The sequence below is a fragment of the Luteimonas sp. FCS-9 genome (assembly GCF_001014645.1).
In the GTDB taxonomy this organism is placed as follows: Bacteria; Pseudomonadota; Gammaproteobacteria; order Xanthomonadales; family Xanthomonadaceae; genus Luteimonas.
Genome location: NZ_LASZ01000001.1, coordinates 285,366 through 307,100 on the forward strand (window position 1 = coordinate 285,366; position 21,735 = coordinate 307,100).

Below are 21,735 nucleotides of genomic sequence, written 5' to 3' on the forward strand. Positions count from 1 at the left end.
GTTCCCCAACGCGCGTCGCGTCCGGCTTGACCATACCCGGCCGCGCGCCGAAAATTATCTCTATATCGCGATATGGAGATATCCATGGACCTGGAAGCCTGGTCGGCCCGGCTCAAGACGCTCGCCGACCCGACCCGCGTCCGGCTGCTGGCGCTGCTGGAGGTCGAGGAACTGACGGTTGCCGAACTGTCGTCGATCACCCGCCTCGCCCAGCCGCGCGTGTCCACGCATCTGGCACGTCTCAAGGAGGCCGGCCTGGTCCGCGACCGCCGCGCCGGCGTGTCGGCCTACTATCGCTTCGACGACGCCGCGCTCGACCCGGCGCAGCGCGCCCTGTGGCAGGCGCTGAGCACCGGCAGCGACGATCCGCTGCTGCGCCAGGACGCCGAGCGCATCCCCGCGGTGCTGGCGATGCGCGCCGCCGACCAGAACTGGGCCGACAGTGTGGCCGGCGACATGGAGCGCCACTATTCGCCCGGCCGCACCTGGGAGGCGCTGGCGCGCTCGGCGCTGCCGCTGCTCGAGACCGGCGACGTGCTCGACATCGCATCGGGCGACGGCGTGCTCGCCGAACTGCTGGCCCCGCACGCGCACCGCTACGTCTGCCTCGACGCCAGCGCCCGCGTCGTGGCGGCCTCGGCCGAACGCCTCAAGCGCTTCCGCAACGTCGAGGTCCGCGAGGGCGACATGCACGCGCTGCCGTTCGACGACGCCAGCTTCGACCTCGTCGTGCTGATGCACGCGCTGACCTACGCCACGCGGCCCGCGCAGGCGGTCACCGAGGCGGCCCGGGTGCTGCGCCCGGGTGGCCGGCTGCTGCTGTCGAGCCTCGACCGGCACGGCCACGAGGCGGTCGTGCAGGCCTACGGCCACGCCAACCTGGGCTTCCCGGACAAGGAACTGCGCCGCTTCGTCACCAAAGCGGGCCTGGAGATCCACAGCGCCGAGACGGTGACGCGCGAGAAGCGGCCGCCGCATTTCCAGGTGGTCTCGATCATCGCGAGAAAGCCGTGACCTGGCTGCATCCCGATCGCGCCGCCGCGCTCGAGGCGGCGCTCGCCCGGCGCATCCTCGTGCTCGACGGCGGCATGGGCACGATGATCCAGCAGCACGGGCTGACCGAAGCCGACTACCGCGGCACGCGCTTCATCGACGGCTTCGATGCGCTGCACGCCGCCGAGGGCCATGCCCACGGTGCCGGCTGCGACTGCGAGGCGGCCGACCAGCGCGGCAACAACGACCTGCTCACGCTTACCCGTCCGAACCTGATCCGCGGCATCCACACCGCGTATCTCGACGCCGGCGCGGACATCGTCGAGACCAACACCTTCAACTCGACCGCGGTGTCGCTGGCCGACTACCGGCTGCAGCACCTGGCGCGCGAGCTCAACCGCGAGGGCGCCGCGCTCGCGCGCGCGGCCTGCGACGCGGCGCAGGCGCGCACGCCCGCGCAGCCGCGCTTCGTCGCCGGCATCCTCGGCCCGACCAGCCGCACCGCCTCGATCAGCCCCGACGTCAACGATCCCGGCTTCCGCGCGGTGACGTTCGAGGACCTGGTCAGCATCTACCGCGACGCCGCGCACGGCCTGATCGACGGCGGTGCCGATGTGCTGATGGTCGAGACGGTGTTCGACACGCTCAATGCGAAGGCCGCGCTGTTCGCGGTCGAGACCGTGTTCGACGATCTCGGCGGCCGGCTGCCGGTGATGATCTCGGGCACGATCACCGACGCGTCGGGCCGCACGCTCTCGGGCCAGACCGCCGAGGCGTTCTGGTACTCGCTGCGCCATGCGCGGCCGCTGGCGATCGGGCTCAACTGCGCGCTCGGCGCCAGGGACCTGCGTCCGCACGTCGCCACGCTGGCGCAGATCGCAGAGACGTACGTGTCCTGCCATCCCAACGCCGGCCTGCCCAACGCCTTCGGCGGCTACGACGAAACGCCCGAGGACATGGCCACGACGCTGCGCGAGTTCGCGACCGCGGGATTGCTGAACATCGTCGGCGGCTGCTGCGGCACCACGCCCGACCACATCCGCGCGATCGCCGATGCGGTGCGCGACGTCGCGCCGCGGGCGCCGGTGCGGATTGCGGAGGAAGCGGCGTGATCGGCCACGGATCCGCGGACCGGCGCGCGCCTACGGGCGTTTTCCTGGCTGCGCCGTTGCTGATCCGCATCCCTGCGGGTCGACCCACGGTCCACGCGACGCTCCCCGGATGACGCCGCCCATCCGCCACATGCGCCTGTCCGGCCTCGAACCGCTGGTCGTCACACCGGACCTGCTGTTCGTCAACATCGGCGAGCGCACCAACGTCACCGGCTCGGCCGCGTTCCGCAAGCTGATCCGCGAGGACCGCTATGCCGAGGCGGTCGAGGTCGCGCGCCAGCAGGTCGAGGGCGGCGCGCAGATCCTCGACGTGAACATGGACGAGGGCATGCTCGATTCGGAGCGGGCGATGACCACGTTCCTGAACCTGATCGCCGCCGAACCCGACATCGCGCGCATCCCGGTGATGGTCGACTCGTCGAAGTGGAGCGTGATCGAGGCCGGCCTGCGCTGCCTGCAGGGCAAGGGCGTGGTCAACTCGATCTCGCTCAAGGAAGGCGAAGCGACGTTCCTCGAACAGGCACGCAAGGTGCTGCGCTACGGCGCGGCGGTCGTGGTCATGGCCTTCGACGAGGCCGGCCAGGCCGACACACGCGCGCGCAAGGTCGAGATCTGCACGCGCGCCTACCGGTTGCTGACGCAGGTCGTGGGCTTCCCGCCCGAGGACATCGTGTTCGATCCGAACATCTTCGCGATCGCCACCGGCATCCCCGAGCACGACAACTACGCGGTCGACTTCATCGAGGCCACGCGCGAGATCCGGGCGACGCTGCCGCACTGCCACGTCTCGGGCGGCGTGTCGAACGTGTCGTTCTCGTTCCGCGGCAACGAGGTCGTGCGCCAGGCGATCCATGCGGTGTTCCTGTACCACGCGATCGCGGCCGGCATGGACATGGGCATCGTCAACGCCGGCGCGATGCCGATCGTCGACGAGCTCGACCCCGAACTGCGCGCGCGCGTCGAGGACGTCGTGCTCAACCGGCATCCCGACGCGACCGAGCGGCTGCTCGAGCTGGCCGAGCGCTACCGGGGCCGCAAGGGCGCGGCCAAGACCGAAAACCTCGCCTGGCGCGAGGCGCCGGTCCAGCAGCGCCTGACCCACGCGCTGGTGCACGGCATCGACCAGTACGTCGACGCCGACACCGAGGAGGCGCGGCTGCAGTTCGCCAGACCGCTGGAGGTCATCGAAGGGCCTTTGATGGCCGGCATGAACGTCGTCGGCGACCTGTTCGGCGCCGGCAAGATGTTCCTGCCGCAGGTGGTCAAGTCCGCGCGTGTCATGAAGAAGGCGGTCGCGTGGCTGCTGCCGCACATCGAGGCGGAGAAGGCGCGCACCGGCGATGCCGGCCGCTCCAACGGCCGCATCGTGATCGCGACGGTCAAGGGCGACGTGCACGACATCGGCAAGAACATCGTCGGCGTGGTGCTGGCCTGCAACAATTTCGAGGTCGTCGACCTGGGCGTGATGGTCCCCGCGCAGACGATCCTCGACAAGGCCCGCGAGGTACAGGCCGACGTGATCGGCCTGTCGGGACTGATCACCCCGTCGCTGGAGGAGATGAGCCACGTCGCGCGCGAGATGAAGCGCCAGGGCTTCGCGCTGCCGCTGCTGATCGGCGGGGCGACCACGTCGCGCGCGCACACCGCGCTGAAGATCGCCCCGCATTACGCCGCACCGACCGTCTGGGTCAAGGACGCCTCGCGCGCCGTCGGCGTCGTGCAGTCGCTGATCAGCCCCGAGCTGCGGCCGGCGTTCGTCGCCGCCAACGACGCCGACTACGCGGAGATCCGCGCGCGTCACGCCAACCGCGGCGACGCCAAGCGGCTCGTCGCGCTCGACAAGGCGCGCGCCCAGGCCTTCGACGGCGGCTGGGACACCTACGTCCCGCCCGCGCCGCGCCGCCCCGGCCTGCACGTGTTCGACGACTACCCGCTCGACGACCTGCTGCCGGTCATCGACTGGACGCCGTTCTTCAATGCCTGGGAACTGTTCGGCAAGTACCCCGCGATCCTGACCGACGACGTCGTGGGCGCGCAGGCCAACGAGTTGTTCGGCGACGCCCAGGCCATGCTGCGCCGGATCGTCGAGGAGAAATGGCTGACCGCGAAGGCCGTCTTCGGGATCTGGCCGGCCAACAGCGTCGGCGACGACGTGGACGTGGCCGTCCCCGCAGGCGAGAACGGGCGCGTCCGCCTGCACTTCCTCCGCCAGCAGGTCGACAAGCCGGTCGAGCGACCGGACTTCTGCCTGGCCGACTTCATCGCGCCGGCCGACAGCGGGGTGCAGGACTGGATCGGGGCGTTCGCGGTCACGGCCGGGATCGGCATCGAGCCGCACGTCGCGCGCTTCGAGGCCGCGCACGACGACTACAACGCGATCCTGCTCAAGGCGCTTGCCGACCGGCTGGCCGAGGCGCTGGCCGAACGCCTGCACCAGCGGGTGCGCACCGAGTACTGGGGCTACTCGGCCGACGAGGCGCTCGACAACGACGCGCTGATCGGCGAGCAGTACCGCGGCATCCGCCCTGCCCCCGGCTATCCGGCCTGCCCCGAGCACAGCGAGAAGCGCACGCTGTTCGCGATGCTCGACGCCGAGGCCAACGCCGGCATGACGCTGACCGAGAGCTTCGCGATGCTGCCCACCGCGGCCGTGTCGGGCTACTACTTCAGCCATCCGCGCAGCCAGTACTTCGTCGTCGGCCGCGTCTCGAAGGAACAAGTGCAGGACTACGCGAAGCGCAAGGGCGTGCCGCTGGCGCAGGCCGAACGCTGGCTGGCGTCGAACCTGGACTACGACCCCGACTGAGCGCGGGCATGCGCATGTCCGTCACGACCGGGCCGCTATCCTCGGCGCCCTCCCCGCGCTGAGGATCCTCACGATGCATCGACGCCGTGCCGCCGGCGCCGTGGCCCTGGCCGCGATCGCCTGCCTTGCCGCCGCCTGCAGCCCCGCCACCGGGCCGTCCGCGACCACGCAGGCCGACGCGCCGCCCGCGCCCCCGCCGATCGTCGTCGAGCATGCTCGCGTCTTCGACGGCGAACGCGACCTGGGCGAGGTCACGCTGGTGATCCGCGACGGTCTGATCGAGCGCGTCGCGCGCGCGGGCGCCGGCGACCTGCCCGCCGATGCCGAGCGCATCGACTACCGCGGCCGCTTCATCGTGCCCGGCCTGGTCAACGCGCATGCGCACGTGGGCAACACCGAGGGCACCGCGCACGGCGACCGCTTCTACACCCGCGAGCATGTCGTGCGCGACCTGCGCCAGTTCCAGGCCTACGGCGTCACCACGGTGATGTCGCTGGGCATGAACGGCGCGGCCTTCGGCGACATCCGCCACGCGGTGGCCGGCGACCCGTCGCTGGGCGCCGGAGGCGGCATCGGCGCGCCCGGCGGCGCCCCGCCCGCGGCGAACATGGGCCTGGTCCACGATCCGGTCGCCCGGCCCGCGACCGCCGCCGAGGCACGCGCCGCGGTCCGGGCGCAGGCGGAGTCCGGCGTCGACATCATCAAGCTGTGGGTCGACGAACTCGGCGGCCAGGTCGCGCCGATGGCGCCCGAGGTCTACCGGGCGACGATCGACGAAGCCCACCGCCAGAAGCTGCTCGCGGCCGCGCACATCCACGACCTGGCGCCGGCCGCCGACCTCGTCGCCGGCGGCCTGGACATCGTCGCCCACGGCGTGCGCGACCGCGCCGTCGATCCGGCGTTCGTCGCGGCGATGCGCACATCGAACGCCGGCTACATCGCGACGCTGCAGATCGACGAGGCGAACTACGTCTACGCCGAGCGTCCCGAGTGGCTCGAGACGCCGTTCCTGCGCAACGCGCTGCCCGAGACGGTCCGCGCGCAGTGGTCGGATCCGCAATGGCGCGCCGACAAGCTGCGCGACCCGCAGACCGCCAAGGCGCGCGCCGCGTTGGCCACCAACCTGCGCAACCTGTCGGCGCTGCGCGAGGCCGGCGTCCGGCTGGGCTTCGGCACCGACGCCGGCGCACTGCCGCACCGCGTGCCCGGCTTCGCCGAGCACCGCGAACTCGAGCTGATGATGCAGGCCGGCTTCACGCCGCAGCAGGCGCTGACCGTGGCCACGCGCGACTCGGCGCACCTGCTGCGCCTCGACGACCGCGGCCTGCTGCAGCCGGGCCGGCGCGCGGACTTCATCGTGGTGGCGGCCGACCCGCTGGCCGACATCCGCAATCTGCGCACGATCGAGGCGGTCTGGCAGGCCGGGCGTCGCGTCGCGGGCCCGGTCGCGGAGTACCGCGCGCCCTGACGCGCTGAAGGCGGGGCGCAACGCCGCGCTCGCGCAGGAGGGACGACGGATGCGGCGCGCCACGCCTGTCATCGCGCTGCGCGGCCGGCCGTCCCGGCCCGCGTGTCAGCGGAACCCGACGGAGACGCCGACGCCGCCCTGCCAGTCGGGCGCCTCGCCGCCGATGCCGCGCAGCACCGACAGGTCGAGCTGCACCGGCGGTCGCGGACGCCACGTCAGGCCGCCGCCGGCAACGGTCCCGGCCTGCGTGCCGCCGCCGACGCCCGCTTCGACGTAGCCGGCGAACGTACCGGACTCAGACGCGAACACGTCCAGGCTCGGTGCGACCTGCCAGCCGCTGCCGTCGTCGTCGTGCTGGTAGCCGGCGAACAGCGCATAGCCGCGCCCACCTCCGGCCTCGCCCTCGACCGAGGCACCGAGACTGCGCAGATGGGTATCGGGCCGCAGTTCGCGCGAACCGTTCGCCAGGCCGTAGCGCGCCAGCAGCGCCCAGTCGAGCGTGCCGCCGCCGGACAAGGCCCACTTCAGCCCGACGCTGCTGTCGCCGGCACCTTCGGCAACCTCGCGGGTGCCCCCGGCATCGCGGGTCGATTCCCGCCGCCACGGCGTGCCCGCCAGCTGCAGTTCCAGCGAGGCGCCCAGGCCGACGCGCAGCATGCTGCCGGCTTCGGCCTGCGTCGTGCGCACGCCGGCGTCCCGGTCGCGCTCGACATCGGGCAGTCCCTGCTCCCAGGCGACCTGGCCGGGCTCGAGCACGGTGGCCGAGAACCCCAGGCCCGGACGGTCGAACGCGATCTCCTGCGCGCAGGCGCCGCCCACCGGCAACAGCGCGAGGCACACCCAGACGGCGCGCATGCTCACCAGACGAGGTCGTCGGGCACCTGGTATTTCGGGTCGCTGTAGGGATCCTCGCCGGCCGGCGCGGACGGATCGATCTTCAGCGCGACCGCGGGCGCGAAGATCGTCTCGACCTCGGCCAGCACCGCCGTGGTCACCAGCAGGTAGCGGCCGTTGACCTGCACCACGCCCAGCTCGCCGGCGTTGAGCGCACGCAGTTGTTCGGCATCGACGTGGATGCGCTTGATCTTGCCGCCGTACTCGAAATGCCGGGCGATGTCGGCCTCGGCGCGGTTGAGCGCCTTGTCCTTGACGAACGCCTCGAGCTTCGCGCGCGCCTCGCGGCGCAGCCGCGCCTCTTCCTGCCGGAGGCGCTCGGCCTCGATGCGCTCGTCCTTCTCGCGCTGGGCGCGGATCGCGTAGGCCTTGGCGAGGTCGATGTCCTCGCGCGGCGCGCGCGGCTTGCGCGGGCCCTGGCCGTCGCGCCGGGCGGGCGGACGTGCCGATGCATCCGGCCGGCCGGCTTCGTTGCGCTTGCCGCCGCGACGTTCGTCCGGACGGCCGCGGCGCTCGTCGCGGCGGGGTTGCGGCTTGGCCGGCTTGGCCGGCGCCTTGAACCCCAGGCCGAGCAGCTGGTCGCGCAGGGTATCGCTCATGTCGGGGGCACCTCGCCTGGAACGGACACGGTCGGAACGGAAACTTGTGGAGCCGATGCCTGGCGGCCGGACGCATCCGGTCGGCAGGCATCGATCATGCAAAAGACGTCAGTAGTGCGGCGGCGGCGGTTCCTGCCCCGGATCGGGGAACTGCACCGTGCGCGCCTGGCGCAGGTCGTCCATCACCCGGCGCAGCAGCCCGGTCTGGGCCACGAGTTCGAGCCGGGCGGCGGTCAATGCGTCGTTGAGCTCGGAGATCGTGTGCTCCTGGAACGCCAGCCGCGTCTCGAGCTCGGTGACCCGCCGCTCGAGCGCCTCGTGCGCAGCCGGACCGGTCATCGCGCGGCGTCTCCACCGTCGCGACGCGACGGCGCGCGTCGCGACGGTGCGCGGATCACTTGACGATGTCCTGCAGCTCGACCTCGAAGCTCAGCGCCTGGTTCGGGCCGATCGGGCCCGAGCCCATCTCGCCGTAGCCCAGCTTGGCCGGGATCCACAGCTCGTACTTGCTGCCGACCGGCATCAGCTGCAGGCCTTCCTGCCAGCCCGGGACCACCTGGTTGAGCGCGAACTGCGCCGGCTCGCCGCGGTCGTAGGAGCTGTCGAAGGTCTCGCCGTTGAGCAGCGTGCCCTTGTAGTGCACGCGCACGGTGTCGTTCGGGCCGGGCTTGGCGCCGGTGCCCTCGGTGACGACGCGGTACTGCAGGCCAGACGCCGTGGTCTGCACGCCCTCGCGCTTGCCGTTCTCGGCGAAGAACTTCTCGGCCTCGGCGGCGTTGGTCTTCGACTTCTCCTGCATCTCGGCGATCTGCTTGGCCTGCATGCGCTCGCCGAAGGACTGCATGACCTTCATCGCCTGCTCGTCGGTGATCTCGACGGCCTTGTCGTCGAGCGTCTCGGAGATCGCGCGCTGCAGGGTCTTGAGGTCGATCTCGTCCTTGACCTGCTTGAGCTGCTCGCCCATCTGGTTGCCGATGATGTAGCTCACCTGCTCGCGTTCGGTCTTGAGCCCCGCGATCTCGGTGCCGCTGGCGGCCTCGGTGCCGGCGTCGGCGGCGTCCTGGACCGGCTTGCCGGTCTCCTTGTCGATCGGCTTGCAGGCGATCATCGCCAGCGGCAGCACGGCCACCAGGCCGACGAGGGCGATACGCGATGTGGTCTTCATCTTGGAGGAACTCCGGAAAAAAGGGGAATGCGGAAGGATCGTGCGGCGCGGCACCCAGGCGCCGCGGAAACGGGAAACGCGATCAGAGGATGTCGATCAGCTCGACGTCGAACACCAGCGTGGCGTTGGGCGGGATGTTGGGCGGGCTGCCCTTCGGTCCGTAGGCCAGGTCGCCGGGGATCCAGAACCGGTACTTGCCGCCGATCGGCATCAGCTGCAAGCCCTCGGTCCAGCCGGCGATGACCTGGCCCAGCCCGAACACCGCCGGCTCGTTGCGGGCATAGGAACTGTCGAACTCGGTGCCGTCGAGCAGGGTGCCGCGGTAGTGCACGCGGACACGGTCGCTCGCACGCGGGCGCGGGCCCTGCCCTTGCCGCTCGACGCGGTACTGGATGCCCGACGCGGTCGCGAACACGCCCGGCTTGCCGCGGTTGCCGGCCATGAACTCGGCGCCGGCGCGGCGGTTGGCGTCGGCGGCATCGGCCGCGCGCGCCTGGGAGCGACCCACCATCGCCTGGCGGATCTCGGCGATGCGGGCCTCGTCCATCGACGGCGGCGTGCCGGCGATGGAATCGGCGATCGCACGGACCAGCGGCGCGACCTCGATCTCGTCCTTGAGCGGCGCCAGCGAGCGGGCGATGTCGACCGCGACCATCTGGCTCACCTTCGCCTTGTCGACCTCCGGCGGCGCGCTGCCCGGCGGCAGGCCGGGCACCGGCCGGCCGCTGCGCGCGGCGATGCGCTGGGCCAGCGCGACGCCGAGCCGCTGCGACTCCTCGGGCGCGAGCTGCGGCGGGCTGCCCGCGAGCGCGCGGGAGAGCGCCTGCTCGAACGCGCGCATGTCCAGATCCTCTCCGACCTGGCCCAACGAGCGGCCGACGTCGAGGCCGACGACATAGCTCGTCTGCGCACGGTCCGAGGCCGGCTCGGCGGCACCGGCCTGCGTACCGGCGGCGATCAGCAGCGCCAGGGCCCCGGCGCGCAACAGCTTGGACATCCGTTGATTCTCCTGCCCCGTCCGGGGCGATGCAGCCGGGTATTGTCGCGGCGACCGCGGTGCGGGGCAATCGCGGCCGGCGACGGCTCAGACGCGCTTCAGCGCGCGGTGCGGCGCGGCGCCCGCAGCGCGCGCTCGATCGCGGCGACGATCCGCGGGTCGTCTGGCTTCGTGCGACTGTCCCACTGCGCCAGCACCCGCCCGTCCCGGCCGACGAGGTACTTGTGGAAGTTCCACTGCGGCGCCTGACCGGTCGCGGTCGCCAGTGCGCGGTACAGTGGCACCGCCTCGGGGCCGACGACGTGCACCTTCTGGAACATCGGGAATTTCACGCCGTAGGTCAGCGTGCAGAATTCCTGGATCGCCTGCTCGTCCTCGAACTCCTGCTCCTTGAAGTCGCCCGACGGGAAGCCCAGCACCGCGAAGCCCTGCCCGCGATAGCGCGCATGCAGGCCCTCGAGCGCCTCGAACTGCGGCGTGAAGCCGCACTTGCTCGCGGTGTTGACGATCAGCAGCACGTCGCCGCCGTACGTGGCGCGCAGGTCAACGGCCTCGCGCCCGGCGAGCGGCCGGAACCGGTGGTCGAGCAGGCCCGGCGCCCCCTGCGCCGACTGCGCGACCGCCGTCGCAGTGGCAAGCAGGCCGGCGACGCAGGCCACGAGGATCAAGGACAGGTGCATCTTCCGCATCGCGCGCTCCCCAGAAGGCCTCGCCTTCGTCTATGCCATCAGTTGGGTGGACGTCCGCCCGCCGGGCGTTGACACCCGCTGCCGTGGTGTTATAGTTGCCTACAACACCTACCCACCAGAGCAGGACGGTCCCATGACCCGCAGGCTCCAGACCCCGATCATCGCATGCGGCGTTTCCGCTGCGGCCCTGTGTGCCGGGCTGCTGTTCGCCGCCCCGTCGCTGTCGGCCGGCGACGCCACGCCCCCCTCCGTCGCCGGGCTCTCGTCCACGACCGCAAACGCCGCCGCCGACGTCGCCGCCGGCGAGGCCGAGCCGCTGGAGGCCGCGCCGCGCAGCCGCGGCCGGCGCGGTCGCAGCGCGATCGCGATGCCCTACTTCTCGTTCGCCCGGGGCGCCGGCGGGAGGGGCTGAGCGATGGCCAACATCGAATGGAGCGACGGCGCTCCGATCTACCGGCAACTCAAGGAACGGGTGATCGCGATGATGCTCGACGGCGTGCTCAAGCCCGGCGACGCGCTGCCCTCGGTGCGCCAGGTCGCGGCCGAGTACCAGCTCAACCCGATCACCGTCTCGCGCGCCTACCAGGAACTGGCCGACGAGGCGCTGGTGGAGAAGCGCCGCGGCCTGGGCATGTTCGTGACCGAGGAAGCGGCCCGCAAGCTGCGCACCAGCGAGCGCGAGCGCTTCCTGCACGAGGAATGGCCGCTGGTCGTGGAACGGATCGAACGCCTGGGGCTGTCGGCCCGGGACCTGCTGCAGTCCATCGGCAATGGAGCCAAAGCATGAACGCCGTGTCCGACACGCCCGTGATCTCCGCCCGCAATCTCGGCAAGACCTACAAGGGCGCACGCGCGCTCGACGGCGCCGCCTTCGAGATCCCCGCCGGCCGCATCGTCGGCCTGATCGGCCCCAACGGCGCCGGCAAGACCACCGCGCTCAAGGCGCTGCTGGGCCTGATCCGGTTCGATGGCGAGCTCTCGGTGCTCGGCCGCGACCCGCGCCGCGAGCGCGACGCGCTGATGAACGACGTGTGCTTCATCGCCGACGTCGCGGTACTACCGCGCTGGATGCGGGTGCGCGATGCGATCGACTTCGTCGAGGGCGTGCACCCGCGCTTCGACCGCGCCCGTTGCGAGCGCTTCCTGGCCAACACCAAGCTCGGCCCGAAGCAGCGCGTGCGCGAGATGTCCAAGGGCATGATCGTGCAGCTGCACCTGGCGCTGGTGATGGCGATCGACGCCCGCCTGCTGGTGCTCGACGAGCCGACGCTGGGCCTGGACATTCTTTACCGCAAGCAGTTCTACCAGCGCCTGCTGGAGGACTACTTCGACGAGCGCAAGACGATCATCGTCACCACGCACCAGGTCGAGGAGATCGAGCACATCCTGACCGACGTGCTGTTCATCCGCGACGGCCGGATCGTGCTCGACGCGCCGATGGACGACCTGTCCGAACGCTTCGTCGAGGTGCTGGTCGACGCCGACAAGCTCGAGGCTGCCCGCGCGCACCGCCCGATCGACGAACGCGCGCTGCCGTTCGGCAAGACCGTGATGCTGTTCGACACCGTCCCCGTTGCCGCGCTGTCGGCCTACGGCGAGACCCGCACGCCCGGCCTGGCGGACCTGTTCGTGGCCACGATGAAGGGAGCCTACGCATGAACGCGATCGTCGAACGCAGCGACACGCCCGTCCCCGCGCGCGTGCCCGCGCACGCCACCCATCGGTTCAGGCTGCTGCTGCGCCGCGAGTACTGGGAACACCGCGGCGGCATGCTGTGGGCGCCGATGATCGCCGGCGGCCTGTCGCTGCTGCTGTCGCTGGGCCTGCTGGTGACGGCGGTCGTGTTCGCGCGCCGCCAGGTCGCCGGCGGCTCGACGATCGAGCACAACGGCGTGACCATCAACGGCCTCGACCTCGGCACGCTGGCCAGCCAGCTCAGCCGAGACGACCTGCGCGAACTCGCCGACGGGCTCTACGCCACGCTGCTGATGTCGGCGGGCTGGCCGTTCCTGGTGATGATCTTCGTGGCGTTCTTCTATTGCCTGGGCGCGCTCTACGACGACCGCCGGGACCGCAGCGTGCTGTTCTGGAAGTCGCTGCCGGTGTCGGACACGGCGACCGTGCTGTCGAAGGTCGTCACCGCCGCCTTCGTGATCCCGGCGATTTCGACCGCGATCGCCATCGTCGTCATGCTGCTGTTCCTGGTCGCACTGAGTGTGGCCGCCGCCGTGCACGGTGCCAACCCGCTGCCGCTGCTGTGGGGCAACGGCGTGGCGTTCCTGCTCGCCGCGCAGCTGGTCGCGGCGATCCCGGTCTACGCCGCGTGGGCGCTGCCGACCATCGGCTGGCTGCTGCTGTGCTCGGCCTGGGCGCGCAGCAAGCCGTTCCTGTGGGCGGTGCTGCTGCCGCTGGCCGTCGGTGCCGCCGCGTCGATGACCGGACTGCTGCAGCTGGTCGGCCTGGACCGCCACTGGCTGTGGAGCAACGTGATCGCGCGGATGCTGCTGGGCACCGTGCCGCTGACCGGCGCCGACCTGTCGTACCTGCAGCACGCCGCGATCGACGGCGACCGGATGATCCACCTGCTGAGCGTGGCCGGCGTCTACTCGAACTTCGCCTCGCCCTCGATGTGGATCGGCATCGCCGCCGGCGCGCTGATGATCGCGCTGGCGATCCGGCTGCGCCGCTGGCGCGAGGAAGGCTGAGCCGCCGACGCCACGACATCCCCTCTCGACCGCAAGGAGCACGCACGCATGAGAACCGCCGTCCTTTCCGCTGTCGCCGCCGTCGCCCTGGGCCTGGCCCCGGCGGCGTGGTCCGCCCCGCCGCGGGACGGTGTCCGCGACGAGGTCCGCCGCGACCTCGACGACGCGCGACGCGAGATCCGCACCGAGCTCGCCGAGGCCCGCGCCGAGCTCGAGACCGGCAACCTCGACGTCGGCGACGCCGTGCAGTTCGGCCGCGACCGCCGGCGCGGACGCGATGCCGACGCCACGCTGCCGAAGGCCGAGATCACCCCGCGCGGCGACTTCCTCATCGACGGCCGTGCCGTCGCCATCGACGACGGTCAGCGGCACCAGTTGCTCGCCTACCGCGGGCTGGTCATCGACATCGCACGCGCCGGCATCGACATCGGCGAGGTCACCGCGCTGGCGGCGGTGGACGCGGTGGACCGGGGGACCTTCGGCCTGGTCTTCAGCGCGCTGACCGGCAGCCTGGAGCGACGCATCGAGCGGACGGTGCGCCAAAGCGTCGAGCCCGGCGCGCTGCGGATCTGCGCGCGCATGCCGGCGCTGCACGCCGCCCAGCAGCAGCTCGCATCCGGGCTGCCGGCGTTCCGCCCGTACGCGCGCATGGAGGCCCACGACGCGGAAACCTGCCGCGACGAGGTCCGCAGCCAGCTCGCGACGCGCTGACGCCCGCCCGTTCGCCCGCACGTCCCGGCGCGATGCCGCCGGGCACCCTCCAGGAGACCCCAGATGACGTTCGCCGCCTGCCGCACGCTGGTTCCCGCCTGCCTTGCCGCCCTGCTCGCGCTGCCGTCCGCCGCGTGGGCGGACGACACCCCGCAATGCCGACACAGCCAGCCGCGCACGCTGGCGCTGGACTTCGCCGGCGTCCGCACGCTCCGCTTCGAGACCGGCAACGGCAAGCTTCGCGTCGACGGCGCCGCGCGTCCCGACTCGACGCTGCGCGGCCGCGCCTGCGCTTCGAGCGAATCGGCGCTGGCCGCGCTCGAGCCCCGCGCCAGCCGCAGCGGCGACGTGCTGACGGTGACGTACGGGCGCGCCGGGAACACGGGCGCCTGGCTCGGCGACCGCTATGCCTACCTGGACCTGTCGGGCCAGGTACCGGCCGATGTGCTGGTGCAGGTCGTCGCCGGCTCGGGCGATGCCTGGGTGACCGGCGTCGCGGCGGCCAGCGCGGACGTCGGGTCGGGCGATGTCGAACTGCGGCGCATCGCGGGCCGCGCGACCGTCAAGACCGGATCGGGCGACATCGCGATCGAGGACGCCGGCGAACTGAAGCTGCTGTCGGTCGGCTCGGGCGACGTCGTCGCGCGCGGGATCCGAGGCGCGGTCGAGGTCGGTAGCGTGGGCTCGGGCGACCTCGGCCTGCATCGTGTCGGTGGCGACATCCGCATCGGCAGCATCGGCTCGGGAGACGTGGAGATCCGCGACGCCTCGGGCAGCGTGCGGGTCGGCGCGATCGGCTCGGGCGACCTGGACGCGCGCGGTATCGCCGGCGATCTCGCCGTGTCGTCGATCGGCAGCGGCGACGTCGTCGCACGCGATGTGCGCGGTAGCGTCGACGTGCCCCGCGGGCGCTGACGCTCATTCCCCTGTCCCGATCCAGGAGCCGGACCATGACGACCCCCCATCCCCTCGCGTTGTCGCTGGCGCTGCTGGTCGCCTGCGCCGGCGCGCTCTCAGGCTGCGCCCGCGATCCGGCACCGGCCTCCGGCGACGCCGGGACCACGGCCGACGACGACGGCTTCATCGCCCGCACCACGCGCCGCGCGCTGGCGGCGGCGCGCACCGAACTGGCCGAGGGCAACATCGGCGTCGGCGGCACGGGCAGCGGCGGCGTCGACATCAACGGCGTCGCGCTCGGCGGCAAGGACGGGCGGACCGCGCACCTGCCCAAGGCCGAGATCAGCCCGGCCGGCGACCTGCTGATCGACGGCGAGCCGACGGCCATCGACGCGGCGCAGCGCGACCTGCTGCTCGCGCACCGCACCCACATCATGGCGATCGCCGATGCCGGCATCGCGATCGGCGTCCAGGGCGCGCAGCTCGGCGCCGAGGCCGCCAAGGGCGCGATCGCCAGCGCGCTGTCGGGCAAGGGCGAGGAATTCGAGCAGCGCATGCAAGCCGAGGGGGAGAAGATCAAGGCCGAGGCGCTGAAGCTCTGCGATCGCCTGCCGCCGCTGCTCGCTTCCCAACAGGCATTGGCCGCCGCCCTGCCCGCGTTCCAGCCCTACGCGACGATGGATGCGTCCGACATCGACGACTGCCGCAAGGATGTCGCGGACCGCGACGATCCTGCCGCGGAAGCCGATGCCGCGGCCGAAGCTTCGGCGCACTGAGCGACGCAATGCCGGCGGCAGACGGATGCCGACGGGCGCGGATCAGGTGAAACATTAGCTTGTAGGAGCGCGCTCGCGCGCGATGGGCTTTCCCGGAACAGCCCCATCGCGCGCGAGCGCGCTCCTACAGGGGTCCGGATCGACCGGCCCGGCCATGGGCCGGCCGCATACGGGGCTCAGCCGCCGCCGCCCGCCCCTTCGTGGATGCCGCCGCGGGTCAGCGCGGCCGGATCGAGCAGCGCGCGCAGGTCGGCGGCCGACAGCCCGCTGTCCTCCAGTGCGACGTCGAGCACCGGACGTTCCTCGCTGTAGGCGCGCTTGGCGATCGCGGCGGCCTTCTCGTAGCCGATGATCGGGTTGAGCGCGGTGACCAGGATCGGGTTGCGCGCCAGCGCGGCGTCGACGTTGTCGCGACGGACCTTGAGGCCGGAGATCGCGTTGTCGGCCAGCAGCCGCGACACGCCGGCCAGCAGCTGGATCGACTCGAGCAGGTTGGCCGCGATCAGCGGCAGCGCGACGTTGAGCTGGAAGTTGCCGGTCTGCCCGGCGACGGTGATCGCGGTGTGGTGGCCGATGACTTGGGCGGCAGCCATGACCGTCGCCTCGGGGATCACCGGGTTCACCTTGCCGGGCATGATCGAACTGCCCGGCTGCAGCGCCGGCAATTCGATCTCGCCCAGGCCGCCGAGCGGGCCGGAGTTCATCCAGCGCAGGTCGTTGGCGATCTTGATCAGCGCGACCGCGAGCGCGTTGAGCTGGCCCGACAGCTCGACCGCGTCGTCCTGCGCGGCGATGCCCTCGAACTTGTCGTCGGCCGATTCGAACGTCGTGCGGGTCAGCGTCGACAGCGCGCGCGCGACTTTCCGGCCGAACTGCGGATGCGCGTTGATGCCGGTGCCGATCGCGGTGCCGCCGATCGGCAGCCGGCGCAACCGCTTGAGGGTATCGTCCAGGCGCGCCTGGGCCGAGGCCAGCTGCGAGGCCCACGCGCCGAACTCCTGGCCGAACGTCAGCGGCATCGCGTCCATCAGGTGCGTGCGTCCGGTCTTGACGACCTTCTGCAGCGACTTGGCACGGCGCTCGATCGTGCGGCGCAGGTGCTTGAGCGCGGGCTGCAGGTCCTCGACCACCGCCAGCTGCGCCGAGACACGGATCGCGGTCGGCACGACATCGTTGGAGCTCTGGCCCAGGTTGACGTGGTCGTTGGGGTGCACCGGGCGGCCGGCCCGCGAAGCCAGCGTCGCGATCACCTCGTTGGCGTTCATGTTCGACGAGGTGCCCGAACCGGTCTGGTAGACGTCAATCGGGAAGTGCGCATCGTGCGCACCGTCGGCGACCTCGAGCGCGGCGGTGCGGATCGCCTTGCCGAGCCGGCCCGGCAACAGGTCAAGGCCGGTGTTGACGTCGGCGGCAGCGGCCTTGATCAGGCCCAGCGCGCGGATGAAGCCGCGCGGCATCGGCCGGCCGGAGACCGGGAAGTTCTGCACCGCGCGCTGGGTCTGGGCGCCCCACAGGGCGCCGGCGGGGACCTGCAGGTCGCCCATGCTGTCGTGTTCGATCCGGAACGCCGGGGCGTTCGCTGACGTGCTCATTCGATTCGGCTCCTTGGAGGGAAAGGGTCCGGCTGGCGTGCTCGCTGGCGGATGGGACGGTGCCCCCGGAGGATACGCGACCGCCATGCAGGCTAAAATGACGGCTTCGCCCGCCGCGCCTTCCGCCCATGACCGACTCCCGCACCGCCGACGCCGCCCTGCTCGCCCTGTCCCCGCTCGACGGCCGCTATGCCGGCAAGGTCGACGCGCTGCGGCCGATCTTCTCCGAGTACGGCCTGATCCGGGCGCGCGTACGCGTGGAGATCGAGTGGCTGATCGCGTTGGGCGACGAGCCGGGCATCGCGGAGCTGCCGGCGTTCGACGCGGCGGCGCGCGCGACGCTGCAGGCGCTGGCCGAGGGCTTCTCGGTGGCCGATGCCGCGCGCGTGAAGGAGATCGAGCGCACGACCAACCACGACGTCAAGGCGGTCGAGTACTTCATCAAGGAGCGGCTCAAGGACGACGCCGCGCTGGCGCCGGCGCTGGAGTTCGTGCATTTCGCCTGCACCAGCGAGGACATCAACAACCTGTCCTACGCACTGATGCTCAGCCAGGCGCGCCAGCAGGTGCTGTTGCCCACGCTCGACCGGCTGATCGCGACGCTGCGCGATATGGCGCATGCGCACGCGGCGCTGCCGCTGCTCTCGCGCACCCACGGCCAGACCGCGTCGCCGACCACCGTCGGCAAGGAGCTGGCGAACGTCGTCGCGCGGCTGCAGCGCCAGGGCGAGCAGCTCGCGGCGGTGCCGCTGACCGGCAAGATCAACGGTGCGGTCGGCAACTACAACGCGCACGTCGCCGCCTACCCGGACATCGACTGGCCGGCGTTCTCGCGCCGCTTCGTCGAGTCGCTGGGCATCGAGTTCAACCCCTACACCACCCAGATCGAGCCGCACGACTGCGTGGCCGAGATCGCCGATGCCGCGCGCCGCATGGGCACGGTCGGCATCGACCTGTGCCGCGACGTGTGGGGCTACATCTCGCTGGGCTACTTCAAGCAGGCGCTCAAGGAAGGCGAGATCGGCAGCTCGACGATGCCGCACAAGGTCAACCCGATCGACTTCGAGAACGCCGAAGGCAACTTCGGCATCGCCAATGCGCTGTTCGAGCACTTCGCCGCGAAGCTGCCGATCAGCCGCTGGCAGCGCGACCTCACCGACTCCACCGTGCTGCGCGCGCTGGGCACCGCGTTCGGCCATACCCAGATCGCTCTCGATGCGCTGCTGCGCGGACTGGACAAGCTCAGCGCCAATCCCGAGCGCTTGGCCCAGGACCTGGATGCGGCGTGGGAAGTGCTGGCCGAGGCGGTGCAGACCGTCATGCGCCGCCACGGCCTGCCCAATCCCTACGAGCAGCTCAAGGCGCTGACCCGTGGCCAGGGCATCACCGCGGACTCGATGCGCGCCTTCGTCGACGGCCTCGACCTGCCCGACGCCGACAAGGCGCGGCTGCGCGCGCTGACGCCGGGCGGCTATACCGGCCTGGCCGAACAGCTCGCCCGCGCGATCTGATCCGCCGCGGCACGCCCCGGCGCGACGCCGCGTGCACGCGCGGCGCCGCAGGCTGACGATCACCGCGCTCCCCACCGGCTCCCGCCCATGCGCCGCCCCGCGCTCCGATCGCCCGCACCGCTCACCGCCGGCCTCCTCGTCGCCGCCCTGGCCGCGTGCGGCGGGCCGGCCGACGACGCCCCGATCGCGGCCGACAACGCGACGTCTCCGGCCACACCGGGCACGCTGCGCGATCCGGCCAGCGGTGCACCGTGCGCCGGCCGGGACGTGCACGTGACCCGCGACGCGTTCCGGATCGTGCTCGACGGGGCCTGCGGCGCGGTCTTGGTGACCGCGTCCCGCGGCGCGATCAACGTCGACCATGCGACGTCGCTCCGGGTCGCGGGCGATCACGTCACGGTGCTCAACCGCCGCGTCGGCGATGTCGAAGTGACCGGCAGCGACAACACGCTCAACCTGACCGAGGCCGGCGAGGTACGGATCGGTGGCGACCGCAACACGGTACTCGCCCGCAACGTGACGTCGGTCGAGTTCGAGGGCGCCGGCAATACGGTCGATCCGAGCAACGCGCCCGACGTGCACGACGACGGCCGCGACAACCGCGTGCTGTAGCCACGCGACCGGCCGCCTGGCCGAACGGCGGCGCCGCGTCCATGCGCGAACGCAATGCGCCCGCCGGGGCGATCACGTACGCTTGCGCGCATGACAGCCCTCCCCTTCGAGATCGATGCCGGCCGCCACGGCCCGCTCGGCATGCCCCCTGCCCGCTTCCTGCGCGACTACTGGCACAAGCGCCCGTTGCTGATCCGCAACGCGTTCCCGGGATTCGAGTCCCCGCTGCAGCCCGAGGACCTCGCCGGCCTGGCCTGCGAGGAACTGGCGCTGTCGCGGCTGATCCGCCACGACCGCGCCACCGACGGCTGGCAGGTCGAGACCGGCCCGTTCGAGGAGGACGTGTTCCCGGGCCTGGGCGACCGCGACTGGACGCTGCTGGTCCAGGACGTCGACAAGTGGGATGCCGACGTGGCCGCGCTGCTGCCGCACTTCGCGTTCCTGCCGCGCTGGCGCATCGACGACATCATGGTCAGCTTCGCCGCGACCGGCGGCTCGGTCGGCGCGCACGTCGATCACTACGACGTGTTCCTGCTGCAGGGCCTGGGCCATCGCCATTGGATGATCGACGCCTCGCACGCGCTCGGGCGCGGGCTGCCGCCGCAGGACTTCCGCGACGACGTCGAGCTCAAGCTGCTGCGCGCGTTCGCGCCGACCCACGACTGGGTGCTCGGGCCCGGCGACATGCTCTACCTGCCGCCGATGGTCCCGCACCACGGCGTGGCCGAGGATGCGTGCCTGACGCTGTCGGTGGGCATGCGCGCACCGTCGGCCGCCGAGCTGATGGGCGACTACATCGACACGCTGGCCGCCGAGGCCGACGAGTCGGTGCGCTACCACGACGAAACGCTGGCGCTGCCCAAGGACCCGAACGAGATCGACGCGGCGACGATGGCGCGTGTGGTCGAGGCCCTCAACGCGATCCGCATGAACGATCCCGACCGCCTGGGCGATTGGTTCGGAAGGTTCATGACCGGCTACCGCAACGCGCACCAGGTGGTCGCCGGCGAGGCACCGCCGCCGCCGGAGGAGGTCGACGCGCTGCTCGCCGGTGGCCGGGCCGTGCTGCTGCGCAATCCGTTCTCGCGCGCCGCCTGGCGGCGCGCCGCCCGCGGCGCGCGCCTGTTCGTGTCGGGCAGCGAGTTCGCGCTGCCGATCCGCGACGCGCGGCGCCTGGCGGCCGCCACCCGCCTGGACGCACCCGACCACGCGGCACTGTCGGCGGCAGGCCGCGCGGCGGTCCACGCGCTGCTCGAACAGGGCCACTACACGCTGGCGCGGCCCGAGGACGCATGAGCGCGCAGGCGTCGTTCCGGGTCTTCCCGATCGGGACCGACGCCGACCGGGCCGCCGCGCACGTCCTGCGCGCGCAGGTCTTCGTCGCCGAACAGGGCGTGCCGGCGGCGCTGGAGCGCGATGCGCTCGACGCCGACTGCCGGCACGTGCTGGCGGTCGACGCCGACGGCGCGGCCGTGGGGACCGGACGGCTCGCGCCGGACGGCAGGATCGGCCGGCTGGCGGTGCGCGCCGATCGGCGCGGCCGCGGCATCGGCGATGCGCTGCTGCGGGCGCTGCTCGAGCTCGCGCACGCCGACGGCCTCGCCCGAACCCACCTGCACGCCCAGTTGCGCGCGATGGACCTGTACGCGCGCCACGGATTCGTCGCCCACGGACCGGCGGTGTTCGAGGCCGGCATCGAGCACCGCGCCATGCACCGGCACGAGGGCGCCGCGTTCCCGGTGGACGACCTCGAGACCGCGGTCGGCGCCAGCGTCGCGGTGATCCTGGCCGCGCGCCGCGGCGTGTGCCTGCGCAGCCGCGACCTCGATCCCGGCCTCTACGACCACCCCGACGTGCTGCGCGCCCTGCAGCGGTTCGCGACCGCCGGCCGTGGCGGCACCGTGCGCATCCTGCTGCAGGACGCGGCCGCGCTGCGGACCGGATTCGCCCCGGTCGTCGCGCTGGCACAGCGCCTGCCCAGCGTGTTCGCGATCCGCGAGGTCGACACCGCGCCCGACCGCGGCTTCGCCGGCGCGCTGCTGGTCAACGACGCCGGCGGCTTCCACGTCCGCCCGCTCGCGCACCGGGTGCAGGGCGAGGCGGCGACCACGTTGCCCGCGCGGGCCCGCCGGCTGGTGCAGGCGTTCGACCCGGTGTGGGAGCGTTCACGTCCGGCGACCGAGTTGCGCGCGCTCGGCATCTGACCGG

General features: G+C 72.1%; 22 protein-coding genes. 15 read left to right on the plus strand and 7 right to left on the minus strand.

What is annotated here, in order from left to right; translation table 11 throughout:
• The first annotated feature begins 84 nt into the window (after window positions 1–84).
• From WQ56_RS01360 to WQ56_RS01375, 4 genes are all read left to right on the plus strand, one after another.
• Window positions 85–1,014 carry a metalloregulator ArsR/SmtB family transcription factor gene (locus WQ56_RS01360; RefSeq protein WP_047135247.1) on the plus strand — a complete coding sequence of 310 codons (930 nt, stop codon included), beginning with the start codon at window positions 85–87 and terminating at the stop codon, window positions 1,012–1,014.
• A complete protein-coding gene (locus WQ56_RS01365) occupies window positions 1,011–2,105 on the plus strand; it encodes a homocysteine S-methyltransferase family protein (protein ID WP_047135248.1) in 1,095 nt (364 codons plus the stop codon). Before WQ56_RS01360 ends, WQ56_RS01365 begins: the two co-directional genes overlap by 4 nt.
• Window positions 2,106–2,214: 109 nt before the next feature.
• Window positions 2,215–4,911 (plus strand): methionine synthase, encoded by a 2,697-nt coding sequence (gene metH, locus WQ56_RS01370; RefSeq protein WP_047135249.1) that lies wholly within the window; start codon window positions 2,215–2,217, stop codon window positions 4,909–4,911.
• Window positions 4,912–4,984: 73 nt separating this feature from the next.
• Complete coding sequence (locus WQ56_RS01375) at window positions 4,985–6,379, plus strand: amidohydrolase family protein (RefSeq protein WP_047135250.1); 1,395 nt, start codon at window positions 4,985–4,987, stop codon at window positions 6,377–6,379.
• 105 nt (window positions 6,380–6,484) lie between these two features.
• On the opposite strand, the gene WQ56_RS01380 is transcribed toward WQ56_RS01375, so the two are convergent.
• From WQ56_RS01380 to WQ56_RS01405, 6 genes are all read right to left on the minus strand, one after another.
• Window positions 6,485–7,234, minus strand: a complete 750-nt coding sequence (locus WQ56_RS01380) for a transporter (protein WP_052772753.1) — start codon at window positions 7,232–7,234, stop codon at window positions 6,485–6,487.
• Window positions 7,235–7,236: 2 nt separating this feature from the next.
• On the minus strand, window positions 7,237–7,872 hold the full coding sequence (locus WQ56_RS01385) for a DUF2058 family protein (RefSeq protein ID WP_047135251.1): 636 nt from the start codon (window positions 7,870–7,872) through the stop codon (window positions 7,237–7,239).
• 108 nt (window positions 7,873–7,980) lie between these two features.
• Entirely contained in the window at window positions 7,981–8,211 is a 231-nt protein-coding gene (locus WQ56_RS01390) for a SlyX family protein (protein ID WP_047135252.1), read from the minus strand.
• A 55-nt stretch (window positions 8,212–8,266) separates the two neighbouring features.
• A complete protein-coding gene (locus tag WQ56_RS01395; RefSeq protein WP_047135253.1) occupies window positions 8,267–9,037 on the minus strand; it encodes an FKBP-type peptidyl-prolyl cis-trans isomerase in 771 nt (256 codons plus the stop codon).
• 82 nt (window positions 9,038–9,119) lie between these two features.
• Window positions 9,120–10,034, minus strand: a complete 915-nt coding sequence (locus tag WQ56_RS01400) for an FKBP-type peptidyl-prolyl cis-trans isomerase (RefSeq protein WP_047135254.1) — start codon at window positions 10,032–10,034, stop codon at window positions 9,120–9,122.
• A 98-nt stretch (window positions 10,035–10,132) separates the two neighbouring features.
• The gene (locus WQ56_RS01405; RefSeq protein ID WP_047135344.1) at window positions 10,133–10,714 is read right to left on the minus strand and encodes a glutathione peroxidase; all 582 of its coding nucleotides are present in this window, start codon (window positions 10,712–10,714) and stop codon (window positions 10,133–10,135) included.
• Window positions 10,715–10,856: 142 nt separating this feature from the next.
• On the opposite strand from WQ56_RS01405, the gene WQ56_RS01410 reads away from it, so the two are divergent.
• The 7 genes from WQ56_RS01410 to WQ56_RS01440 all read left to right on the plus strand — a co-directional run bounded on the left by WQ56_RS01410 (window position 10,857) and on the right by WQ56_RS01440 (window position 15,812).
• The gene (locus tag WQ56_RS01410; protein WP_047135255.1) at window positions 10,857–11,135 is read left to right on the plus strand and encodes a hypothetical protein; all 279 of its coding nucleotides are present in this window, start codon (window positions 10,857–10,859) and stop codon (window positions 11,133–11,135) included.
• A gap of 3 nt (window positions 11,136–11,138) precedes the next feature.
• Window positions 11,139–11,510: a GntR family transcriptional regulator gene (locus WQ56_RS01415; protein ID WP_047135256.1), complete on the plus strand. Its 372-nt coding sequence runs from the start codon at window positions 11,139–11,141 to the stop codon at window positions 11,508–11,510.
• On the plus strand, window positions 11,507–12,382 hold the full coding sequence (locus WQ56_RS01420) for an ABC transporter ATP-binding protein (RefSeq protein WP_047135257.1): 876 nt from the start codon (window positions 11,507–11,509) through the stop codon (window positions 12,380–12,382). The genes WQ56_RS01415 and WQ56_RS01420 overlap by 4 nt, the downstream gene beginning before the upstream one ends.
• Window positions 12,379–13,428 carry a hypothetical protein gene (locus tag WQ56_RS01425; RefSeq protein ID WP_231583315.1) on the plus strand — a complete coding sequence of 350 codons (1,050 nt, stop codon included), beginning with the start codon at window positions 12,379–12,381 and terminating at the stop codon, window positions 13,426–13,428. The genes WQ56_RS01420 and WQ56_RS01425 overlap by 4 nt, the downstream gene beginning before the upstream one ends.
• A 48-nt stretch (window positions 13,429–13,476) precedes the next feature.
• A complete protein-coding gene (locus tag WQ56_RS17500) occupies window positions 13,477–14,139 on the plus strand; it encodes a hypothetical protein (RefSeq protein WP_052772754.1) in 663 nt (220 codons plus the stop codon).
• A 63-nt stretch (window positions 14,140–14,202) separates the two neighbouring features.
• A complete protein-coding gene (locus WQ56_RS01435) occupies window positions 14,203–15,054 on the plus strand; it encodes a hypothetical protein (protein ID WP_047135258.1) in 852 nt (283 codons plus the stop codon).
• Between the two features lie 35 nt (window positions 15,055–15,089).
• Entirely contained in the window at window positions 15,090–15,812 is a 723-nt protein-coding gene (locus tag WQ56_RS01440) for a hypothetical protein (protein WP_047135259.1), read from the plus strand.
• A gap of 176 nt (window positions 15,813–15,988) precedes the next feature.
• Here WQ56_RS01440 and WQ56_RS01445 read toward each other — a convergent pair whose 3' ends face one another.
• A complete protein-coding gene (locus tag WQ56_RS01445; RefSeq protein ID WP_047135260.1) occupies window positions 15,989–17,404 on the minus strand; it encodes a class II fumarate hydratase in 1,416 nt (471 codons plus the stop codon).
• A gap of 128 nt (window positions 17,405–17,532) precedes the next feature.
• Here WQ56_RS01445 and purB point away from each other — a divergent pair, with 128 nt between their 5' ends.
• The 4 genes from purB (at window position 17,533) to WQ56_RS01465 (ending at window position 21,731) form a co-directional block, all read left to right on the plus strand.
• Complete coding sequence (gene purB, locus WQ56_RS01450) at window positions 17,533–18,915, plus strand: adenylosuccinate lyase (RefSeq protein ID WP_047135261.1); 1,383 nt, start codon at window positions 17,533–17,535, stop codon at window positions 18,913–18,915.
• Between the two features lie 87 nt (window positions 18,916–19,002).
• Window positions 19,003–19,527 carry a DUF3060 domain-containing protein gene (locus WQ56_RS01455; protein WP_047135262.1) on the plus strand — a complete coding sequence of 175 codons (525 nt, stop codon included), beginning with the start codon at window positions 19,003–19,005 and terminating at the stop codon, window positions 19,525–19,527.
• 90 nt (window positions 19,528–19,617) lie between these two features.
• Window positions 19,618–20,823, plus strand: a complete 1,206-nt coding sequence (locus WQ56_RS01460; RefSeq protein ID WP_231583316.1) for a cupin domain-containing protein — start codon at window positions 19,618–19,620, stop codon at window positions 20,821–20,823.
• Complete coding sequence (locus WQ56_RS01465) at window positions 20,820–21,731, plus strand: GNAT family N-acetyltransferase (RefSeq protein ID WP_052772755.1); 912 nt, start codon at window positions 20,820–20,822, stop codon at window positions 21,729–21,731. Before WQ56_RS01460 ends, WQ56_RS01465 begins: the two co-directional genes overlap by 4 nt.
• Window positions 21,732–21,735 lie beyond the last annotated feature (4 nt).

Excerpts from the sequence above, each read along its gene's own strand:
- WQ56_RS01445 (WP_047135260.1), bottom strand. The coding sequence starts at position 17,404 with ATGAGCACGTCAGCGAACGCCCCGGCGTTCCGGATCGAACACGACAGC.
- WQ56_RS01405 (WP_047135344.1), bottom strand. The coding sequence starts at position 10,714 with ATGCACCTGTCCTTGATCCTCGTGGCCTGCGTCGCCGGCCTGCTTGCC.
- WQ56_RS01385 (WP_047135251.1), bottom strand. The coding sequence starts at position 7,872 with ATGAGCGATACCCTGCGCGACCAGCTGCTCGGCCTGGGGTTCAAGGCG.
- WQ56_RS01435 (WP_047135258.1), top strand. The coding sequence starts at position 14,203 with ATGACGTTCGCCGCCTGCCGCACGCTGGTTCCCGCCTGCCTTGCCGCC.
- WQ56_RS01395 (WP_047135253.1), bottom strand. The coding sequence starts at position 9,037 with ATGAAGACCACATCGCGTATCGCCCTCGTCGGCCTGGTGGCCGTGCTG.
- WQ56_RS01410 (WP_047135255.1), top strand. The coding sequence starts at position 10,857 with ATGACCCGCAGGCTCCAGACCCCGATCATCGCATGCGGCGTTTCCGCT.
- WQ56_RS01440 (WP_047135259.1), top strand. The coding sequence starts at position 15,090 with ATGACGACCCCCCATCCCCTCGCGTTGTCGCTGGCGCTGCTGGTCGCC.
- WQ56_RS01360 (WP_047135247.1), top strand. The coding sequence starts at position 85 with ATGGACCTGGAAGCCTGGTCGGCCCGGCTCAAGACGCTCGCCGACCCG.
- WQ56_RS17500 (WP_052772754.1), top strand. The coding sequence starts at position 13,477 with ATGAGAACCGCCGTCCTTTCCGCTGTCGCCGCCGTCGCCCTGGGCCTG.
- WQ56_RS01420 (WP_047135257.1), top strand. The coding sequence starts at position 11,507 with ATGAACGCCGTGTCCGACACGCCCGTGATCTCCGCCCGCAATCTCGGC.
- WQ56_RS01455 (WP_047135262.1), top strand. The coding sequence starts at position 19,003 with ATGCGCCGCCCCGCGCTCCGATCGCCCGCACCGCTCACCGCCGGCCTC.
- metH (WP_047135249.1), top strand. The coding sequence starts at position 2,215 with ATGACGCCGCCCATCCGCCACATGCGCCTGTCCGGCCTCGAACCGCTG.
- WQ56_RS01380 (WP_052772753.1), bottom strand. The coding sequence starts at position 7,234 with ATGCGCGCCGTCTGGGTGTGCCTCGCGCTGTTGCCGGTGGGCGGCGCC.
- purB (WP_047135261.1), top strand. The coding sequence starts at position 17,533 with ATGACCGACTCCCGCACCGCCGACGCCGCCCTGCTCGCCCTGTCCCCG.
- WQ56_RS01460 (WP_231583316.1), top strand. The coding sequence starts at position 19,618 with ATGACAGCCCTCCCCTTCGAGATCGATGCCGGCCGCCACGGCCCGCTC.
- WQ56_RS01400 (WP_047135254.1), bottom strand. The coding sequence starts at position 10,034 with ATGTCCAAGCTGTTGCGCGCCGGGGCCCTGGCGCTGCTGATCGCCGCC.
- WQ56_RS01415 (WP_047135256.1), top strand. The coding sequence starts at position 11,139 with ATGGCCAACATCGAATGGAGCGACGGCGCTCCGATCTACCGGCAACTC.
- WQ56_RS01375 (WP_047135250.1), top strand. The coding sequence starts at position 4,985 with ATGCATCGACGCCGTGCCGCCGGCGCCGTGGCCCTGGCCGCGATCGCC.
- WQ56_RS01425 (WP_231583315.1), top strand. The coding sequence starts at position 12,379 with ATGAACGCGATCGTCGAACGCAGCGACACGCCCGTCCCCGCGCGCGTG.
- WQ56_RS01390 (WP_047135252.1), bottom strand. The coding sequence starts at position 8,211 with ATGACCGGTCCGGCTGCGCACGAGGCGCTCGAGCGGCGGGTCACCGAG.
- WQ56_RS01465 (WP_052772755.1), top strand. The coding sequence starts at position 20,820 with ATGAGCGCGCAGGCGTCGTTCCGGGTCTTCCCGATCGGGACCGACGCC.